This is a genomic window from Planctomycetota bacterium (genome assembly GCA_035384565.1).
Taxonomy (GTDB): Bacteria; Planctomycetota; PUPC01; order DSUN01; family DSUN01; genus DAOOIT01.
Map to the genome: position 1 here is coordinate 1 of DAOOIT010000057.1, position 18,055 is coordinate 18,055.

Annotated in this window: 15 protein-coding genes; 10 read left to right on the forward strand and 5 right to left on the reverse strand. The window is 67.0% G+C overall.

Going from position 1 to position 18,055, the window contains the following annotated elements; translation table 11 throughout:
- Positions 1-1,333: UDP binding domain-containing protein (locus PLE19_18205; GenBank protein ID HPD16884.1), on the reverse strand; the 1,333-nt coding region annotated here is incomplete at its 3' end.
- 331 nt (positions 1,334-1,664) lie between these two features.
- On the opposite strand from PLE19_18205, the gene PLE19_18210 reads away from it, so the two are divergent.
- From PLE19_18210 to PLE19_18230, 5 genes are all read left to right on the forward strand, one after another.
- Positions 1,665-2,303 carry an SIS domain-containing protein gene (locus PLE19_18210; protein ID HPD16885.1) on the forward strand — a complete coding sequence of 213 codons (639 nt, stop codon included), beginning with the start codon at positions 1,665-1,667 and terminating at the stop codon, positions 2,301-2,303.
- A 38-nt stretch (positions 2,304-2,341) separates the two neighbouring features.
- On the forward strand, positions 2,342-3,220 hold the full coding sequence (locus PLE19_18215; protein HPD16886.1) for a nucleotidyltransferase family protein: 879 nt from the start codon (positions 2,342-2,344) through the stop codon (positions 3,218-3,220).
- Positions 3,221-3,583: 363 nt separating this feature from the next.
- Positions 3,584-4,012: an Rrf2 family transcriptional regulator gene (locus tag PLE19_18220; protein HPD16887.1), complete on the forward strand. Its 429-nt coding sequence runs from the start codon at positions 3,584-3,586 to the stop codon at positions 4,010-4,012.
- A gap of 132 nt (positions 4,013-4,144) precedes the next feature.
- The gene (locus PLE19_18225; GenBank protein ID HPD16888.1) at positions 4,145-4,567 is read left to right on the forward strand and encodes an Rrf2 family transcriptional regulator; all 423 of its coding nucleotides are present in this window, start codon (positions 4,145-4,147) and stop codon (positions 4,565-4,567) included.
- Positions 4,568-4,752: 185 nt separating this feature from the next.
- Positions 4,753-5,169, forward strand: coding sequence for an Rrf2 family transcriptional regulator (locus PLE19_18230; protein ID HPD16889.1), 417 nt, complete (start codon positions 4,753-4,755; stop codon positions 5,167-5,169).
- 19 nt (positions 5,170-5,188) lie between these two features.
- On the opposite strand, the gene PLE19_18235 is transcribed toward PLE19_18230, so the two are convergent.
- On the reverse strand, positions 5,189-5,524 hold the full coding sequence (locus PLE19_18235) for a hypothetical protein (GenBank protein ID HPD16890.1): 336 nt from the start codon (positions 5,522-5,524) through the stop codon (positions 5,189-5,191).
- 437 nt (positions 5,525-5,961) lie between these two features.
- Entirely contained in the window at positions 5,962-9,924 is a 3,963-nt protein-coding gene (locus PLE19_18240) for a tetratricopeptide repeat protein (protein HPD16891.1), read from the reverse strand.
- 696 nt (positions 9,925-10,620) lie between these two features.
- On the opposite strand from PLE19_18240, the gene PLE19_18245 reads away from it, so the two are divergent.
- From PLE19_18245 to PLE19_18265, 5 genes are all read left to right on the forward strand, one after another.
- Positions 10,621-10,857: a hypothetical protein gene (locus PLE19_18245; GenBank protein ID HPD16892.1), complete on the forward strand. Its 237-nt coding sequence runs from the start codon at positions 10,621-10,623 to the stop codon at positions 10,855-10,857.
- A 6-nt stretch (positions 10,858-10,863) separates the two neighbouring features.
- Positions 10,864-11,706, forward strand: a complete 843-nt coding sequence (gene xrt / locus PLE19_18250; GenBank protein HPD16893.1) for an exosortase — start codon at positions 10,864-10,866, stop codon at positions 11,704-11,706.
- 19 nt (positions 11,707-11,725) lie between these two features.
- On the forward strand, positions 11,726-12,430 hold the full coding sequence (locus tag PLE19_18255) for an EpsI family protein (GenBank protein HPD16894.1): 705 nt from the start codon (positions 11,726-11,728) through the stop codon (positions 12,428-12,430).
- 345 nt (positions 12,431-12,775) lie between these two features.
- A complete protein-coding gene (locus PLE19_18260; protein HPD16895.1) occupies positions 12,776-13,540 on the forward strand; it encodes a hypothetical protein in 765 nt (254 codons plus the stop codon).
- 146 nt (positions 13,541-13,686) lie between these two features.
- Positions 13,687-14,487, forward strand: coding sequence for a PEP-CTERM sorting domain-containing protein (locus PLE19_18265; GenBank protein ID HPD16896.1), 801 nt, complete (start codon positions 13,687-13,689; stop codon positions 14,485-14,487).
- Positions 14,488-15,237: 750 nt separating this feature from the next.
- Here the strand turns inward: PLE19_18265 and PLE19_18270 are convergent.
- Together PLE19_18270 and PLE19_18275 are read right to left on the reverse strand one after the other, a co-directional pair.
- Positions 15,238-15,792, reverse strand: a complete 555-nt coding sequence (locus PLE19_18270) for a hypothetical protein (protein HPD16897.1) — start codon at positions 15,790-15,792, stop codon at positions 15,238-15,240.
- Positions 15,792-18,038, reverse strand: a complete 2,247-nt coding sequence (locus PLE19_18275) for a hypothetical protein (GenBank protein HPD16898.1) — start codon at positions 18,036-18,038, stop codon at positions 15,792-15,794. Before PLE19_18275 ends, PLE19_18270 begins: the two co-directional genes overlap by 1 nt.
- Positions 18,039-18,055 lie beyond the last annotated feature (17 nt).

An 18,055-nucleotide genomic window follows, 5' to 3' on the forward strand; every position in this document is an offset into this window, starting at 1 on the left:
CCGTGGCGGGGTAGCTCTCCTGGTTCTCCAGCTCGTGCCAGTGGTCTACGTAGGGGTCGTGCACACGCATCTCCGCGCCCATCTCGGCCAGCTTGCGGACGATGAGTTCCGAACCGCTGTAGCGCGTGTCGCCGACGTCCTCTCGGTAGCTCGCCCCGCAGACCAGGACTTCTGCGCCGGCGATGTACCTGCCCATGTTGCGCAGCGCATCGCGCGTGAGTTCGGCCGCGTGCAGGGCCCGGGTGTCGTTGATGTCAATGGCCAGGGGCGTGATCTTGAACACATCGTCTTCGAACCCGAGGATATGCTTGTATGCCCACTGGCCCAGGCCGCCATCTTTGGGCAGGCAGTAGCCGCCGACCCCTGGCCCCGGGAACAGGATGTTGCTGTGGGTCGGCCGCACCTTGATGGCTTGGATGACCTTGACCAGGTCAACGCCGTTCCGCTCCGCGAACAGGCTCCACTCGTCCATGAACGCCAGGATAGCCGCTCGCCACGAGTTCTCCACGATCTTCGTGGTTTCCGACTCGATGGGACGGTCCATCACGGTCAGCGGGTAGTCCTCGGTGTTGAGGACCTCGCTGAGGAACTTTATGACTCGCTCGCGCGCTCTCGGCGTACAGCCCGAGCACACACGCCAGAAGTCCCGGATCGAAGCCACGTAGCTCCTTCCGGGCATGACCCGCTCGAAGCTGTGAGCCAGCAGGGGCGGCGACGAGATGCCGCGCGACCGGAATGCCTTCTCGATGATGGGGCGCGCCACGAACTCGGTGGTCCCAGGAGCCACGGTCGTCTCGATCAGCACGAGGCAGTCGGGCGCGATCTTCGCGCCGATTGTCCTCATGGTCTCCTCAAGCGCGCTCATCTCGGCCTCGCCGCTGCGCAGATTGCCGAGCTCGTTCTTCGTATAGTCGCACTGCACGTCCACCACCACACAGTCGGCCAGGCGAAGACATTCATCGTTGTAGGTGGCGATCAGAGTCCCCTTCTCCAGAACACAGCGCCGGATGATCCGCTCGACCTCGGGGTCTTCGGCCTTGACCGGGGCCTCGCCGCGGTTCAGCAGGGGGATCTTCCAGTAACTCCGCGTGCTCGGGCGCTGACAGCCTATGACGAACTTGGTCGGCTCCCCCGTCTCGCGATCCACGGCATCAGCAACCACCGCGGCCATCACAGCGCCCACAAAACCGATGCCCATGACAACCACGATCTCCTTGCCATCCCCTCTGGCAATCTCCGCCAAGTGCCTAACTCGCTCGTATTCCAACACATATGCTTCGCCAACCGGCACCTCAAAGCGCTCGCCGACCGGGCTGATCGAGTAGCTTGGCATCGGGATTCCCCTCCTCAGAGTCGTTCCCACAGTGGAGCACCATGATATCAGCATGTGATGGACTTGTCAAGTCCATTCACTCCATTGGCCGTCGCCCCATCCTCGTCGCTCGATCCAGGGCAGAGCGGATTCCTTGGCGATTGGACTTGACAGGTCTTTTAGCTCTGTAGTATGATGTTCCTGTTTGCCTGGGCATGGGTCTCACCGACTCGCCTTCATTGGGCTGGGTGCCGACCGGTCGCTGGCCGTGGCCGGGGACTTGTTGCTGTGGGCCATGCCCTGCCGGTCGGCCGGAAGCATCGCGAGCCGGATGATCGAAGGGAGGGGGCGAATGGAAGGCAGCATCTGTGGCTCGGTGAGAGCCTACTTCGGGCTCTCGAATGAGCTCGTGCGGTCGCTCGATCCGCGCAGGCTCGAGGCCTTCGCGCGGCTTCTCTACGATGCGCTGCTGACGGAACGCCAGGTCTTCGTGTTCGGCAGCGGGTGCAGTGCGCTCACGGCCAGCCACTATGTGTGCGACTTCATCAAGACCGCCGCGGTGGAGGGGCGGCCCCGGCTGAGAGCCATCAGTCTTTCCGACAGTGTGGGGCTCGCAACCGCGATCGGAAATGACCTCGGCTATGACGAGACCTTCATCTACCCCCTGGAGACCTACGCGCTGCCGGGCGACCTCGCCGTTGCCATCAGCCCGTCGGGCAGTTCACCGAGCATCCTGCGTGCGTGCGAGTGGGCACGGGCGAACGGCCTCACGGTGATCGGCCTCACCGGCTTTGCGGGTGGGAAACTCCGGGAGCTCGCTGACATTCACATCAACGCTCCGTGCGACAACCTGGGCCTGATCGAAGACATGCACCTTGCCATAGGGCACGTCGTATCCCAGATGTTGAGGTCATGGGTACTGGAGCAGACCGAGGTGCTCGGCCGCCCCGTCGCACGCCACATGGCACCAGCCGCAGGAGGGGCACTGTGATGCCAGGCCGCAGAGGAACCCCGGAATCCGAAGGAAACGTGAAGGTCCTCTTGCTCGCCGCCGGGCTGGGAACGCGGCTCTACCCCCTGACCGAGACGGTCCCGAAATGCCTCGTCCCGGTCGCGGGCCGGCCTCTGTTGGATTACTGGTTTGATCGGCTGGGCGAAGCCGGTCTACGCGAGGTGCTCATCAACACGCATCACCTGGCGGGCCGCGTGAGAGCCTACATCGAGCGGATGAATGCCAAGGGCGACTTCAACATCTCGGAGGCGTTCGAGCCCCATCTCCTCGGCTCCGCCGGCACCATCCGCGCCAACCGAGGCTTTGCAGACGACGCCGAGCACTGTCTCATCGTGTATGCCGACATGTTCAGCGACGTGGACCTGGCTGAGTTTCTGCGCTTCCACGGCTCGCACGGCGACCCGTTCACGATGATGCTCTTCCGCGCCTCTGACCCCCGTGCGTGTGGCATCGCCGAATTGGACGCTGCGGGCCGTGTCATCGCCTTCGAGGAGAAACCCCGGTATCCCGCCAGCAACCTGGCCAACGGCGGCGTCTACGCCGTGACAGCGGATGCGTATCGCGAGATAGCCGACATGGACCGCATTGACATCGGCTACCAGGTGCTTCCGGCCTTCGTCGGCCGCATGCGCGGCTGGGAGTGGAACGGCTACCATCGAGACATTGGTTCCCCGGACGCACTCCGCAGGGCCTCAGCGGACGCTCCCCTGGTTCTGGCCAGGCGGGCGGCGGTGTGCACACGAACTCTCCCGGAGTCCTCAGTCGCGATGGCCCCGTCAGCTAGGGTCTGTGCGGAAATCCACGCGAGGTTGGTCCGGGGCGCAGCCGAAGCGTCCTGTTCCCCGAAGCGTGCCATTCCCCCCTGCCAATCCGGAATTTTCGCCGAAGGCCCTTGACATCCCTGGGCGTTCGTGTACACTTTGGCTTCAATGGACCCTTGGGGTCTGGTGGCATGAGCTGGGTGGTCCTGCTCATTGTCCGCCGCGGCATCCTCAGAGTTGCCTGAGGGTGCGACTCTGGTGCCCGCGCGGCTGGGAGGGATGGTCGTGGTTGCATCGCTGCTTGCCAGGCCCCTGGAGGGTTCGGCGCATGCGCCTGGGGTGACTGGCCCTCGGGCGGCCGGGCGGCCCTTCAAGGGCACCCAGTGGCGCCACACAGGTCGAGACCCCCGTCCTCGGGGCTCCGCGCGCAACAGGCCGGCAGAGGGCAGCAGGCGTCTCAAGGGTGGAGGAGAACCGAGCCAATCGGAGCACGCAGCCTTGGAACTCGCCAGGAGTTGTCATTATGCGATCCGGGGACTGGTTCATCTGGCTTCCCACGCGAAGCCGGGGGTGCCGATCCTGCTTCACGATATCGCGGAGGCCATTGGTGCCCCGGAGGCCTTCCTCTCAAAGATCTTCCAGAGCCTGAGGGCATCGGGCCTGGTTCGCTCCCACCGCGGGATGGCCCGCGGGTACTCGCTGGCGCTTGACCCGGCCAGAATCTCGCTCTACGACGTCATCGTGGCGACAGAGGGGCCGGCAACCCTGCACACAAGCGGCGTCGTGTCGCGGGAGACGGGCACACCCTTCGCCCAGGTGTGGGACGAGGTGGAGGGCCTCGTGGCCAGGAAGCTCCAGCAGACGACCATTGCGGATCTAGCCTCGCTGTCCGGCGCACCCGGCAGCGCGGAGTCGGCGGCGAGTTAGAGTGTGTCTCAGCTTCGCCCGGAATAGAGGGCTGGGCGAGGTTGTTGCGCGAGGGCACGGGTCACAGGGGCAGAGGGCCCCGCGTCCCCGGCGATCCGCGGGACGAAGATGGAGGGGTAGACCATGGGTGGGATGGGAGCGGCATGGGGGATCGGTTTCTCTCCACGGACAGAGCTGGCCATTAACGGCGCGGTCGCGCTGGCCTCCCGCAAGCGACGGGAGGTGGGGGCAGCCCGCGTCGCCCAGGAGGTGGGCACGGCAAAGGCCAACCTGTCCAACGTCCTCAACGACCTCAAACGCGCTGGCCTGATCCGCTGGGACGGCAATGGCTCCGCCGCCTGGGGCCGCCGTCGCCCATCGGACGTTTCTCTCTACGACATCGCCGCCGCGGTCGGGGAGAGATTCCGCGTGCGCTGCCACATGAAGGGGAGCGACGCGAGCGTCGGGCTCTGCCGTCGGTGCCCGATGAAGTGCCTCTCCAGGCCCCTGCGGTCCGAGGTCGTTGAGTTGTTCAAGGCTCGTCGCCTCAGCGACCTGATGCCCACGCGGTCGTGAGGCGGCCGGAGCCCGCCAGAGGCGGACCGCCGCAGGAGACCATAGCAGCAGGCGATACACGCTGCTTGCGTGCACGCGCTGGTCGCGGCATCCTGATTGTGTAGCTGGCTCCCCAGGCGCCGCTGGGGGGAAGGCTTGGCAGGAACCATAAGCCGTACCCCGACCCGCAAGGGCAGGCGCCAGGCATGGAGTTGGCGAAGAGCTGCGATTACGCGGTCCGCGGGCTTCTGTACCTGGCCCAGCGGCCCGACCCATTCGAGCCCGTTCTGCTGCGCGACGTCGCCCGGGAGGCAAGAGCGCCCGAGGCGTTCATGTCCAAGGTCTTCCAGGGCCTCCGCGCCTGCCACATTGTGCGCTCGCACCGTGGCCGGGCTCGTGGCTACTCTCTGGCAAGGCCCGCCAGCGAGATCTCCCTGTACGATGTGATTCTCGCGATGCAGGGCCAGGCGGCCCTCTCATCAATGGCCCCTCCCGCAGACCATGAGCACGCGGAACACGCGTTCCAGCGGGCGTGGTGGCGAATCGAGCAGCAGATCGTGGAGAGCCTCAAACGGCATACGCTCGAGACCCTCCTGAGCCCGGCAGCCGAACCCAGCGCCTAGGAGCCTGTCCTGGCCCCAATCACCGGCTCACACGCGCCGGTGGCTCCGCACCCGGGATTCCCGCCATGGAGCACACCTTCTTCCCAAGTTCGGTCAGGCGATAGGGGACCCCTCGGTTACCGCGCGCCGTGCCGGGAACTTGCTCGATGATGCCGCCGTCGAGCAGACACCGGCGAATTGCCGCCTCGGTCACGCCGGCGTCAGGCCCTTCGTCCGGCCGCGGGGCGTCGGCCCAGGATGACCTGCATACATCCCCGGCAAGGGCGGCGATGGACCGGGCAAAGGTCCTCCTCCTTCCCAGCGGCACGGTTGAGCGTTCGCTATCAGGGTGTTTGCCCACCACCTTCTGGCGCATGCTCATCTCTCCTCTCCGCCTCTCGGCGTCAGGGAGCCGTGGGCTCACACGCGCGGCGTCTTGTGGCTTACCCCCCGCCGGGTAGCGCCCGCCAGCCAGATGAACTGACTCTTGGGTAACTGGGCGCAGCAACCTGCGTGCCGGGCTACAGTCCCTCGGGCCACCCACTCGGCAAGTAGTTTGCGGGCGGGCACATGCGCTCTCAAGGCCGGAGGCACCCGCCGGCGCGCGGCATGCACGAGGGCGGCCCGATCCATGCCTCACACCAGCAACACCCGTAATGCGGGGCCAGGTGCGCAGCCGGCCCGGGCCGCGACGGGGTCGTCCGGCACACACCCGAGGAGATGCGCACAGGGCAGAGGGCACCCCCGTCGTGCACGGAGGTGCCGGGCGGCCGCGCGCCGCCGCGAGGAGTCTCGCGCTGCGAGATCGGGAAGCTACCTGGGAAGAGGGGGTGCGTCCGAAAGGTTCTTGAGCAGAGCGCGGGCAGCTTCCGCATCGGCGAATGGCGTCTCCGATGCCAGGGCCTGGTTGAGTTCGGCCACGGCCTCCGCCCTCTTGCCCTGGGCTGCAAGCACAGCTCCCAGGTGATAGCGTGAGGCAGCCGAGTCAGGCCGGAGCTCCAAACTGCGCCGCAAGGCCTTCGACGCCTCGTCGTACTCCTTCCGTCGGAAGCAGATCCACCCGAAGGTGTCCAGCGCATTCGGCATGTCGGGGGCTATCGCGAGAGCCCTCGCGGCTGTGGTTTTCGCCTCGTCGAGGTCACGCCCTGCCTCCGCAAGGCACCAGGCCAGGTTATTGAGGACATCGGGCCTGTCGGGCTGGCTCGACAGAATCTCGCGGAATCCCGCGGCCGCCTGGTCCAACTGCCCGCGCCTCAGGTGCAGCGATGCCAGGTCGAAGCGCGGCGCCAGGAGGGTGCCGTCGCTGCCGACCGCTGCCTCGAGGCTCGCCTGCGCCGCGGCCAGGTCGCCGCGCGCGATCTGCACCCGCGCCGCCAACTGGAGCGCGTGGGCGCTGTTCGGCCATCCTTTCAGGAAGGCGTTGCAGGCATCCAGGGCGGCATCGTACCGCCTCTGCTGCGTGCAGAACTCGGTGAAGCTGCGGAGCGCGTCGAGGCTGCGCGGGTCGAGCTGAAGCGCCTTCGCGAACTCCCGTTCCGCCTCGGCCGCCTTGCCCTGGGCGGCCAGAAGGGACCCGAGCGTGATGGCGCCGCGCGGGTCCCGCGGCCACTGGGCAATGTAGGCCTGGCAGCACGCGGTGGCCTTGGCCGGATTGCCCGAGGCCAGATGCGCCCGCGCCGCCTGCGCCACGAAGCGGTGTTCTGCGGGAGCGAGGCGGCTCGCCGCCTCGTAGGCTTCTGCGGCGGCGGAGGCCTGCTGGTTCGCCAGGTGCACGTGCCCGAGCACCTCGAGGCACGCCACGTTGCCGGGGTTGGCGTCCAGGAACCGATGGCACTCGTCCGCCGCCTTGGCCGCCTCCCCAGCGCTGACAAGAGCCTGCGTGAGACCGGCCAGCGCCCGAACCATCCCTGGGGCCTCCGCCAGGCAGGCCCGGTATGCGCTGGCCGCCTCCTGCCACTTCCTCTGCGCTGCGAGCGAATCGCCAAACAGGACATGCCTGGCGGGATTGGCGGGGAACTCCCTGGCCAAGAGGCCGGCAATCGCCTCAGAAGCCATCTCCCGCTTGCTCCTGCTGATGGCGGCGGCCAGAGTCTCGAGCGCGGGAGACAGTGCGGGCGCCGTCGCCAACGCGCGCCGGCACTCGCGCTCGGCCTCCTCGGGCCGCCCGATATCGAGGAGCAGGTCCGCCAGGCGGATACTGACCGCGGGCGGCCCCCCCGCCAGTCGCGCAGCGCGCTGGAGAGCTGCCAGTGCAGCCTCGCGGCGAGCTGGCCGCTCCGCAAGGTAGCTGTCGGCGAGCACCAGGTGGGCCTCCGCGTTGGCCGGGTCGGCCCTCAGTGCCGCTTCACAGGCAGCCTGACACGCGGCGAGTTTCTCCCCGGGGGCCTGGTGGGCCGCTTCGGCGAGGAGAAGGCGCGCCTCCGCGATCCGAAGGCTTGCGTCGGGGGCCGCCGCTCTGGCGCTCCCCAACTCGGCCCAGGCTTCAGCGAGACGACCCGCCTGGCAGAGGCTCTCGACGATCCTGGCCCTTCCTTCCGCCGCCCCGAGCCGAGCGGCTTCGCGGTACGCCTCCCTTGCTTCGTCCGCCCTTCCTGCGCCTTTCAGCAGGTCGCCGAGCACCATGCGAAGACTCGCCGACTTCGGTTCGGCCTCGATGGCTGCGCGGAAAGCCTTTTCCGCCTCAGCTACCCGTCCACTCGCCATACGGTGCCGGCCGATGACAACGAGCATGCCCGGCTCCCGTTGTGCCTTGGCGGGCAGTGTCGCGAGCAACGCATCGGCCTTCGCGGGCGTTCCCACCCTCGCATAGTGGCGCACCAGCGCGAACACCGTGGTCGGCGAGTCAGGCTGAAGTTGGTGCGCCCGGAGCAGGGCCTTCTCGGCCTCGTCCTGCTGCGCGTCGCGCTCGTAGAGACTCGCGAGTCCGATGTAGTAACCAGGCTCGGGCTCGTGCGGCTTCGCCGCGAGGTATTCTTCAATCGCCTTGGGGTAGTCGTCCCGCTGTGCGTGGCTGAGCGCGGAGAGCAGCCGCGCGCTTCGCATGTCGGGGCGCCGCTGGAGGATGCGCTCCGACCAGGTGATGGCCTCCTGGTACTCTCCACTTCGGTAGCAGACGTCTGCGAGGAGGTGGCACGTGTCGAGCCAGTCGGGCCTCAGCCCGGCCGCCTTGCGGAGGTGTTCCAACGCGCGCCGCTGGTTGCCCGCGCCGAAGTACGCGCGACCAAGAAGGCCCGCGGGCAGGGCCTCGTGCGGGTGGCTTCTCGCGAGTTCCTCCAGCGCCGCGATGGCACTGCCCCATTGCTTCGTGGCGACCAGGACTCGGGGGACGGCCAGTTGCGCGGACAGTCGCTCGGGCTTCGCCTCGGCGAGTCGCTTGGCGGCAGCCAGCGCCTCTTCGGGCTGGTTCATCATCAGGAGCAGATCGAGCAGGCGCCCCGCAACTTCGACATTTCCCGGCTCCAGGGCCTCTGCCCGGCGGCACGCCTCGAGGGCCTTGGGCAGCAAGCCCAACCGCTCGTATAGCCCTGAGGCTGACAGCTGGGCGCGCACACTGGGGGGCTCTTCGGCGGCAAGCCCGTCGGCAATGGCCCCTGCCTCGGCTGCCTTCCCGGCCGCAATCTCCAGAAGCCCCAGGGCCGCCCTGGGTTCCACCTCCTTCGGGGCCTCCCGGATCGCTTGGGCGAGTTCGGCGCGCGCCCTCCCCAACTCTTTGCTGTCCATGTAGATAGATGCAAGGGTTAGCCGGGCGCCGGACGAGGACCTCGCTTCGGGCGGCAACGCCTGGATCAGGCGGGCCGCCTCCTGCGGCTGCCCCGCGGCGGATCGAAGGCGGGCGAGTTCCAGGGTCGGCTCAACCGGTTCGGATGCTCCCTTGAGCACGGCCTCGAGTTCCTCTGCCGCAGCGGCCAGGTTCCCTCGAACGGCATACGCCCGAGCCACAAGCCGCCGGGTCGAGGCGTCCTGCGGCTCAGCGGCAATCACTTTCCGCGCGGCGTCAATCGCTGCGTCCGGGTCCCCCAGCGCCAGCGCCGCCGCAGCGATCTGCCTCTGCGGCGCGACCGCAAATGGGTCGCGTCGTGCGGCCTCCTCGAAGCATGCTCGCGCCGAGCCCAACTCGCCGAGGCCCAGATAGGCAACCCCCTGGTAGAAGTGGACCTCCGCGCGTCGGGGTGAGCGCGCAATCACCTCCTTGAACCTGCCGATGGCCTCCGAGGGCCGACCCTCTGCGGTCAGAAGCCTGCCTTCAAGGTACTTCGTCGTGGCCGACTCTTCAGGCACCGCCGGCAGCTTCGCGAGGTGGCTCCTGGCAGCTTCCGTCTCCCCCAGGTTGAGCAGCACCTCGATGAGCCGCACGCGCCCCTCCGGCCACGCCTCCAGCGCCTCCAAGCTGCTCTCGAGGTGTTTTCGCGCCTCAGATACCCGCCCCGACTTCACAAGGAAGTCGCCATAGGCGCCGAGCGCAGCTTTGTCGCCCGGATTCCGCTCAATCGCGGCCTTCAGGTGCGCTTCCGCGGCAGCGAATTGCTTCTGCTGAGTCAGGAGCGAAGCGAGGTGGAGCCGAGGTCCCACGGCCTCGGGATGGGCCGCGACCGCTCTGTCGAGAAACGTCTTCGCCTTCTCAACGGACTGTGCCTGGTCTTTGCGGCTCTCGTAGAGCCGGGCGAGAGCGAGCAGCAACTCCGAGTTCTCGGGAGCGACCTTGAGGGCAGCCTCATACGTCTTGTCGCACAGGGTGAACTCGCCCCTGGCTTGGTGCAGCTGGCCCAGGAGCAGCATCGCACGGATCTTCAGGGAGAGATTCGGAGAATCACCTGCCCTCTCAGCCTCCGCAATGGCCGGGCCATGTTCCCGGTTGGCGCCAAGGAACAGGGCTTTCCAGTAATGGCCCTCGTGGTCCTCCCCATCAGCGGCAAGGAGGCTTTCAGAGGCTTCCTTGAGAAGTGCATACGCACCGATACGCTCTGCCGCCCGACCGAGGCGTCGTGCCGTCGCGACGTCGCCTGGACGAAGCTTGAGGGCGGCGGCATAGTGTTCCGCCACACTTCTAAGCTCCCCGTGCTCCTCCAGCAACTCCCCCAGCGCAATGTGAGCCCTGGCGCACTTCGGATCCAACTGGAGGATTCGCCTGTACCGCCCCAGCGCGTCGTCAATCTCCCCTGCGGCAACGCATCGAGCCGCTGCCGCCAGAAGCGGCTCCACGTTGGGGCGACCCGCGCCTCTAAGCAGTAGAACGCCCAAGAGCCCCCCTGTGACGAGAAGGATGCACCCGACGATCCCTGCCAGCCGCTTGTTCAGCCTCTTCATAGCGGCCGCCCCTCCTCACCCACGTGGGGCCGACGAAAAACGGATTGACACCACAGGTTTCGCTGCTATCATATTGAGGATACAATGGAGCTGGCAGGTCTGTCAAGTCATCTTTTGCGGGCCGCCGCACGCTTCGGCGTGGTTGCCCGCGGGTGGGGGATGAATTCCATGGGTGACTTCGGCATTGACGTTGGGGTGTACACCGCGACTCAGGCGCTCAACTCGAACGCGCGAGGCAACTTCAGGCCGGGTCAGGCGGTGCGCATCCGTTCCGGGTTCCTCGAGGGGGCCTCGGGTCGCGTCCTCATGGAGCGCCACCCTCACCGCGTCCTCCTCGAGGTCGAGTTGCGCGAGAGAACCGTAGTCGCGGATGTGGCCGCAGACGACGTGGAGAAGACGGAGTAGCCTGGGATGCCGAGCGCACGGGCGGTTCGCCTCTCAAGCATCGCCCTTCTGGCCCTGCCTGTCTTGATCCTGTACCTGGACGACTGGGCCCGACTCATCCCTCGGTGGTGGTCGGACCCGAACTACACCCACGGCTTCTTCGTGCCGCTTTTCGCCCTCTACTTCGTCTGGGAGAAGTGGGGCACTCTCACGACAGCAGAGGTCCGGCCCTCGCTTCTCGGGCTCGTGCCTCTGCTCACAGGGATCGCGGTCAAAGTCTGGACGCTATTCTACGAGTCCCCGTTCGTCTCCTGCGTCTCGATGATCTTCGTGATTTCCGGGGTCGTGCTCTTGGCCGCGGGGCGGAGGGTTTTCAGGATCGTCGCCGTGCCGATCCTCTTCCTGCTCCTGATGATGCCGCTGCCGACGCCGGTGTACAACCGCATCGCGCTTCCGATGCGGCACTTTGCTGCGGTGGTGGGCGCCGCCGTGCTTCAGGGCATCGGCATCCCTGTCCTGAGGGAAGGTAACGTGCTCATAATGCCGGAGCAGACATTGGAGGTTGCCGAGGCGTGCAGCGGGATGAGATTCCTCACAGGGTTCATTGCCCTGGGGGTTGCCTTTGCCTACCTGTGCCGGCGTCCCCTGTGGGAACGCATCGTCCTCCTCGCCTCCTCCGTGCCGATCGCCATCCTGGCGAACGCCTTGCGCGTGACGGTGATCGCGCTCCTCACCCACTGGGGGTTCAAGTCGTTCGTGGATGGCCTGCCCCACTCGGGCACTGCGATGGTCCTCTTCGCCTTCTCCGCAGCGTTGCTTTGGCTCGAGTACTACGTGCTCTCCCATCTATTCATCGAGGAACCCCTGTAGCGGGGGAAGGGAGTCAATGGTGTCCGTCAGGAGAAGCACTTGCCTCTGCGCTGGCCTGCTCGGCGCCGTCGCCGTCGGGTACCACGCGGCCCGGCTCGGCGGCGTCGGGGCCACCCCGCCCACTCCCCTCGCAATGCCGCTCGACCAGCTTCCCAGGGAGCTCGACGGCTGGGCCGGCCGGGACATTGAGCTTTCGGAGAGCGTCCTGAGAGTCGCTGCCGCGGACGCTTATCTGCGCCGCGACTACAAGCGCCCCAACGGCGAGGCCATCGCCCTCTACATCGCCTTCTACGGCAGCGTGAAGGACCGTATCCCCCACGGCCCCACCGTCTGCTACCCCTACCAGGGGTGGACCGAGGAGCTCAACGAGATGGTCACCTTACCATCGGAAGCAAGAGGGTTCCCCGAGTTGAGGGTCCGCAGACTCCTCTACTCGAAGGCTGGCGCACGCATGGCGGTGCTCTACTGGTATGTGGCGAACGGCAGGCAGCAGGCGGACACCACGTGGCAGAAGTTCACGGCCGCCCTGCGCGACCTCATTGGGGGTGGCGGTGCCTACGTCCTCCAGCTCATGGTCAGTGCGCCCGCCACAGGGCGGGAGGGGGACCCGTTCGCGCGTCTCCAGGAGTTCACTCAGCTTGCCTTTCCCGCTGTCGCCAGGCACCTCCCCGACGCCTCTGTTGTCGCCCCTCTTGCCGCTGGACGTGCCAAGCCTCAGGACTGACTTCGTCCCTTTTGGTCGGAAACCTCTTGACACCTGGTTTGCCCGGGCTACACACGAACGGTCCCAATGCGTTTGGGAGGGCAAGCCCCCAGCGCTCGCCCCTTCTGTTACCCTCCCGAAGGTATTGGAACCTTCGGGAGGGAGGCCCCTTGCCTCGCCTCCGCAGGAATCGTCACCTGAGGCACGCCGGATTCTGCGAGAATCCACTTGACATTGCCACGACACGGGCTATAATTGCTGATACAGTGGACCTGTTGGGTCTGGTGTGTCGGCTTTGTGCCGCGGGGTTTCTGCGTGGGCAGCGGAGGGCGGCGACGCACGTGGTTTGTGTGCCTTGGGGTCGGCTTGCTGTGCGTGGCCCCAGCGGCATTGCGCGCCGATCCCGAAAACGCCTCCGCTACCGACCTCATTCTCCTCGACTCGCCCTGGCTCACTGGGCGTGCTTCCGCGGACGAAGCCCCGCAGGAGGCGCTCGGTGACAGTGCCCCCGCGAAGGCAGAAGTGCTGGGCTCGCTTGCCGAGAGACCCGACGCCACCTGGCACCCATCGGCGGACCTCGAAGAGAACCTCCTGATCGCCCCGCAGGTCTCCCAGGTGAGGCTCTCCCCCAGCGAGTGCTCAGGCCTGTTGATGTGCCAGGGCCTCCTGATCGTCGGCCTCTACCGCGGCCGAAGGAGATGGGCAGCGGCACTCCTTGCCCTGCTGGCCCTCACCAGGTCCGGCATCAGTGCCATTACCGAGATCATCGGCCTGCCTAAGGCCCCAGATGCCAGGTCCACAACACCCGTCCATCCCAGCGCACCGATGGAGACACATCGCCCTGTTCGGTCTCCATCGCTCCAGCGCACCTACGCGGGGCTTCTCCGGCGCCTGGCTGCCCAGCCGGCGGCCGCCGCGCCCGAGGCGACCGTTCTCGTGACCGACCACCGGCCGGCAACCCGCAGTGCCTCCGTCAAGCGGGTTGCCGGCTCTGTTGTACCCACCCTTTCGCCCTGCCCCGAAGCAAGCGTCCTGCCACTTCCGTTCATCGCCCTCTACCCGTCCCAAGGACGGGATGCCCTGCCCTCGCAGCTCATCGCATTCAGTCTCTTTGCCCGGCCGCCGCCCTGACCTGGCCCCTCATCTCTCTGCCCCGCGGGCAGTCGTCCAGCTTCTGCACGGCCCTTGCCCGCGCGGCCCTGAGCCGTCTCGGAGCACCCTTGTCCGGACGGCCAGACCGAAGCCTGGCAGTTGTTCCCAATCATGAGGGGGTTTCTATGAAACCCATTCTGGTCTTACTTGGCCTGTTCAGTGCCATCTGCCTCACCGCGCCACATGCTGTGGGCGACCCGTTCCTTCTCTACGAGGGGACGCTGACGTACACCCCGCCGCTCGATGGCTCCGACACCATTGAGAGCCGCGGTCTGAAGGTCGGGACAAAGAACAACCCGTCCGATGGCTGGTCGCTGCGCACGGTGGCGCTGCACTGGTCGGTCAGCCTGGAGACGCCGACCTCAGCATGGCACTATGCCTACTCGTTCGAGGTCTCGGGGACTTCGTACGGCATCAGCCATTTCATCCTCGAGACGTCTCCGTCGTTCACGAACACCGAGGAGAACTTCAGGAACTTCGTGTGTAGTTCGCCCGCGAACTTGACGTTCGGGTGGCAGGAGTCGGGTTCGCCGGGGCTGCCCGAGCCCCTCATCGGCATCCGCATCGAGCCCCTGAACAGCCCCATGGTCCTGACCTGGTCGTTCGACAGCAACAAGCAGCCTGTCTGGGGCGACTTCTACGCGAAAGACGGCCTCGGCATGGACCCTGCCGTTGCGAACTACGCCTTCAACGTCGGATTCGGCTCTCCGGACTATGATCCGAGCATAGAGGTCTATGAGCCCCAGAGCGTCTCCGGCAGCAGTCCTGAGGTTCTCAGAACCCACATCCTGCGGCCTGACACCGAGCCAGGCCCGCTCGTGACGATCCCAGAGCCGCTCTCGATGGCTTTCCTCGGCAGCGCGCTGGCCGGCGTCGTCGGCTGGCGCGTCCGAAGCCGCCGAAAGGAGGACCGCAACCTGGCTTGACTGGCTAACCGACGGCGAGGGTCCCCTCGCTGAGGCACTCGCCTGAGGGCATTCCTGGGGCGGGCCACCAAGCGCGCAGTTGTCGCGCTTGGGGCCTGCCCACAGGGTGCAGAAGGCCCCTTGACGAAACTGAGGCGGCGGTCACGCCGTCGGGGCAGGTGCTAGGAGCCTGTCCAGGAATCCGCGTGAGGCTGCGACGCCTGCGATTCTGGCCGCAGGCTAGAAGCACGGAGGAGGCGATGCAACGGAGCGCATCGCCGACGAGGTGCGACAACGCGTGCGGCCAGAAGCCGCAGCGTCCCTTCGGGTTGCGGCGCCAGCGGGGCGTCTGCTGCGTAGCGGCTCCTTGACGATGCTCTCCATTGCATCGCCTCGTCGCCGCGCCTTGCATCCGCCCCGCTGGCGCCGGCAACGCAGCCCACGGGGATTCTTGGACAGGCTCCTAGCTGGCTTCGGGTGCGGGCAGGCGACGGGAGGCCGCGTGCCGCGGATGACGGCCCTGCCCAGCCTGGCGTTCGGGTTGAACTCGATCCGGTCCGTCCCGGTCACCCTGCGTCCTCCGCTCAACGGCTGTCCTCCCTCGCCCGTTCCGCGCAGCCACGCCATCATGCCGGCCTGTCGCCTTGCCCGCGTGGGGAAGGCTGCGAGGGCGCCGCGGTTGATGGCGGCGATGAGTGGGAGGCCGTCGCGTGGGTCGTCCTTCACGCGGGGGCCCTCCACCAGCAGCTCCCGCGTGCAGGTATGCACGCTCTACCGTTTCTTGACGATCAGTTCCGCGATGGCCCGGCGCAGGCCGGCGATCTGCCAGGCCTTGAGGGCGCCGAAGACGAGCGCGTCGGCGTTGTCGGCGCCCGCGCCGGCCACGCGGCCGGTATCGAGGGCGACCGCGCCGTGGGCCATGGCCTTGAGCTGCTCGCGGTTGAGGCCGTAGCGGCGGCCCAGCTCGACGAGGTACTCGATGAGCTGCTGGCCGTCGCGGAACGCCTTGAGCCGCATGTCGGCAAGGACGGTGCGGTTGAGGCGCTTGCCCGGAACGAGGAGCGCCGAGCCGCCGCCCGCGCCCTTGTCGTTGGTGTCGAGCGCGGCATCGTCGCCGAGCGTCTGCCAAGGCAGATGGGCGTTGGCGCCGTTGAGCCACATGCTCAGGAGCATGACGACCGAGGCCGTGTTGCTCTCGGTGTCGCGGCTGGCGCCGCCGTAGGCGCGGATGTCCACGCCCGTGTCGTCGGCCAGGATGCGGCAGCGGCGCCAGGCGTTGGCGTCGTTGAAGCCGCCGATGTACTCGCAGTCGAGGATGCGGTGCATCACGCGGCCCTGCCACATGGGGCGCGAGATATCGCCGCGAGAGGCCCATATCTTTCGGGGGGCGTCGCCCCGGCCCTTCGTCCAGAGCTGGCAGAAGAACTGGAGGCCAGCCAGTCGTCCCAGTGGTACGGCTCGTCGGTCGTCCACCACATGTTCACGCCCCAGTCAATGCGGTGGGTGTTCTTGCCGCCGTAGAAGCACTGCATCTCCGTCCTGTCCCAGCCGCGTTCCCTGAAATGCTCGATGAACTGGCGCTGGACCGCGAGGAAGGCGTCTTTGTAGTCCTGGCTGAGGGCGTCGCCGATGTAGGGGGCCTTCAGGTAGTGCTCGATGATGTGCTTCTTGTCCTCGCCGCGGCCGGGCCAGTGGCCCTGGTAGTTATAGGTCTGCTTCGTGAGCGGCGTAGGCCAGGAGTCCTCGAAGGGGAGGTAGCAAACCTCGACGGGTGCGGCGGGGCGGCGGCAATCCTTGAACGCCTCGCCGCTGAGGAGCGGGCCGACGCTCTTGTCGTAGCTGTCCCACTCGACCTTGATGTCCCTGCCTGCCCCTTCGAGGCGCGGGCGGTGGACCCAGAAGTTGGCCACGCAGCGGTGCTCGTGGGCGAGGCGATAGAAGTCGTGGGCATTGGGCGGGATGCGATAGGCGTTTAACTCGGGCACGAAGCTCAGGCGGTCGGGGAGCACGAAGTCATAGACCGTCAGTTCGACGGGGAGCCTGATCGGCGGTTCCACGCCGTCGGCCTCGACGAGGAAGCCGCCGTCGTAAGCGCCGGGCGAAGCGTCCTTCGGGATGTAGATGTCCACGTAGACGGTCTGGTTCTGCTGATTGGGCACGCGGGGCGCGGACGCCCCGCCCACAGGCTTTTCGGGAATGTCGAAGGGCGCGCCGGTGGGCAGGGGCACGCAGTAGGCGGGCTGCCACTGGCCCTTGCCGTTCTTCGCATACCAGTTCTTGAACAGCTCTATCATTTTGCCCGCAATCATTTTGCCTTCTTTATTCTTCAACTCCTGCGGAATGATCTGCACGTTCCGCAGCGGCTCGGCGCCACGATTCTCGACGCATATCTGGAAAGAGACGGTTTCGCCGCGCGCCCCGAAGAGCTTGACGATCGGGCGGTTGAACACAGCATTGATAAACTCCCCACCCATGTCGTCGAACATGGCTTCGGGCCTCTCGGGACTGATCTTGACGAGCGGCGGCGCCGCCCAGACCCACATGCCCTGCTTGGGCTTGACCGGAGGCTTCAGGACAGGGGGCGGCTCAATCTGGCCGAGGAAAGGCGCCGCGGGCAGGGCCTGCGAAGCCACGACTGACAGCTTTTCGGCGGGCGAGGCGACGCCGCCGGGCGAGAGGGCGACGACCTCGATGTCGCACTTCTCCGACGGCGCCAGGTCTTCGAGGACGATGACCGTCGGGCCGCTCGGCTCGGGGTGCTTCACGCGCCAGCGCTCCACTGGTTTGCCGTTGAGGATGATCTTCCAGCAGAAGACGCCCTTGGCCTCGGCAATGGTGAGCCGTAGGGCGCCGCTCGCCAAGTGAGCCCTGTCGGGCGCTGGCTCGGCCTTGACCACGGGCTTCGCGGGGGCATCCGCCAGCGGCTTGCCGAGCTCGACTTCGATGTAGGGCTCGCTGCCCCGCGATTGGACGCTGTGGATCATGTTGTTGTGGTAGGCCAGGTTCCCGCCGTCCATCACGGCCAGCCCGTCGGTGTCGCCGCAGGCGAGGGCGTAGATGAGCTCGGGCGTGAGGGCGACCGAGAGCCAGCCGTCGGCCAGTCCCTTGCGCTCCGCCCAGGTGGCCAGGGTGTTGCCGGAGGTCATGATCACGTCGCAGAACATCGAGCCGGGCCAGGCCCAGGGGCGCTTAGACGCGGCGTCGGCGAGGCAATAGGTTGCTCCGTTTGCCGGGCCGTAGGGCTGGGTGCCCGTGCCCTCCTCCCAGTCCTGGCTGACCGTGGAGACGCGGACGTAGCGGAGCATGTCGGCGCCGGCGCGGCGGAGGAAGAGCGCGGCCTTGAGCACCTCGCGGCAGCGGGCGGGCGAGGCGTCGAAGCGGATGGCCGCCATTTCCTGGATGCTCTTGATCTTGAATTGCGGGCACTTGCCGGCCGATGTGTTCCGCTCGTCGCCGCAGTCCGACAGCCAGATGTCGGCCGTGGCCTTCAGCCGGACGGTTTGGGCGGCGGGGGCCGCCGTCATGAGCCCGCTGGCGAGCAGACACACCCCGATAGTTGCGCGCCGGTCCATCGGTTCGCTCCTGCATG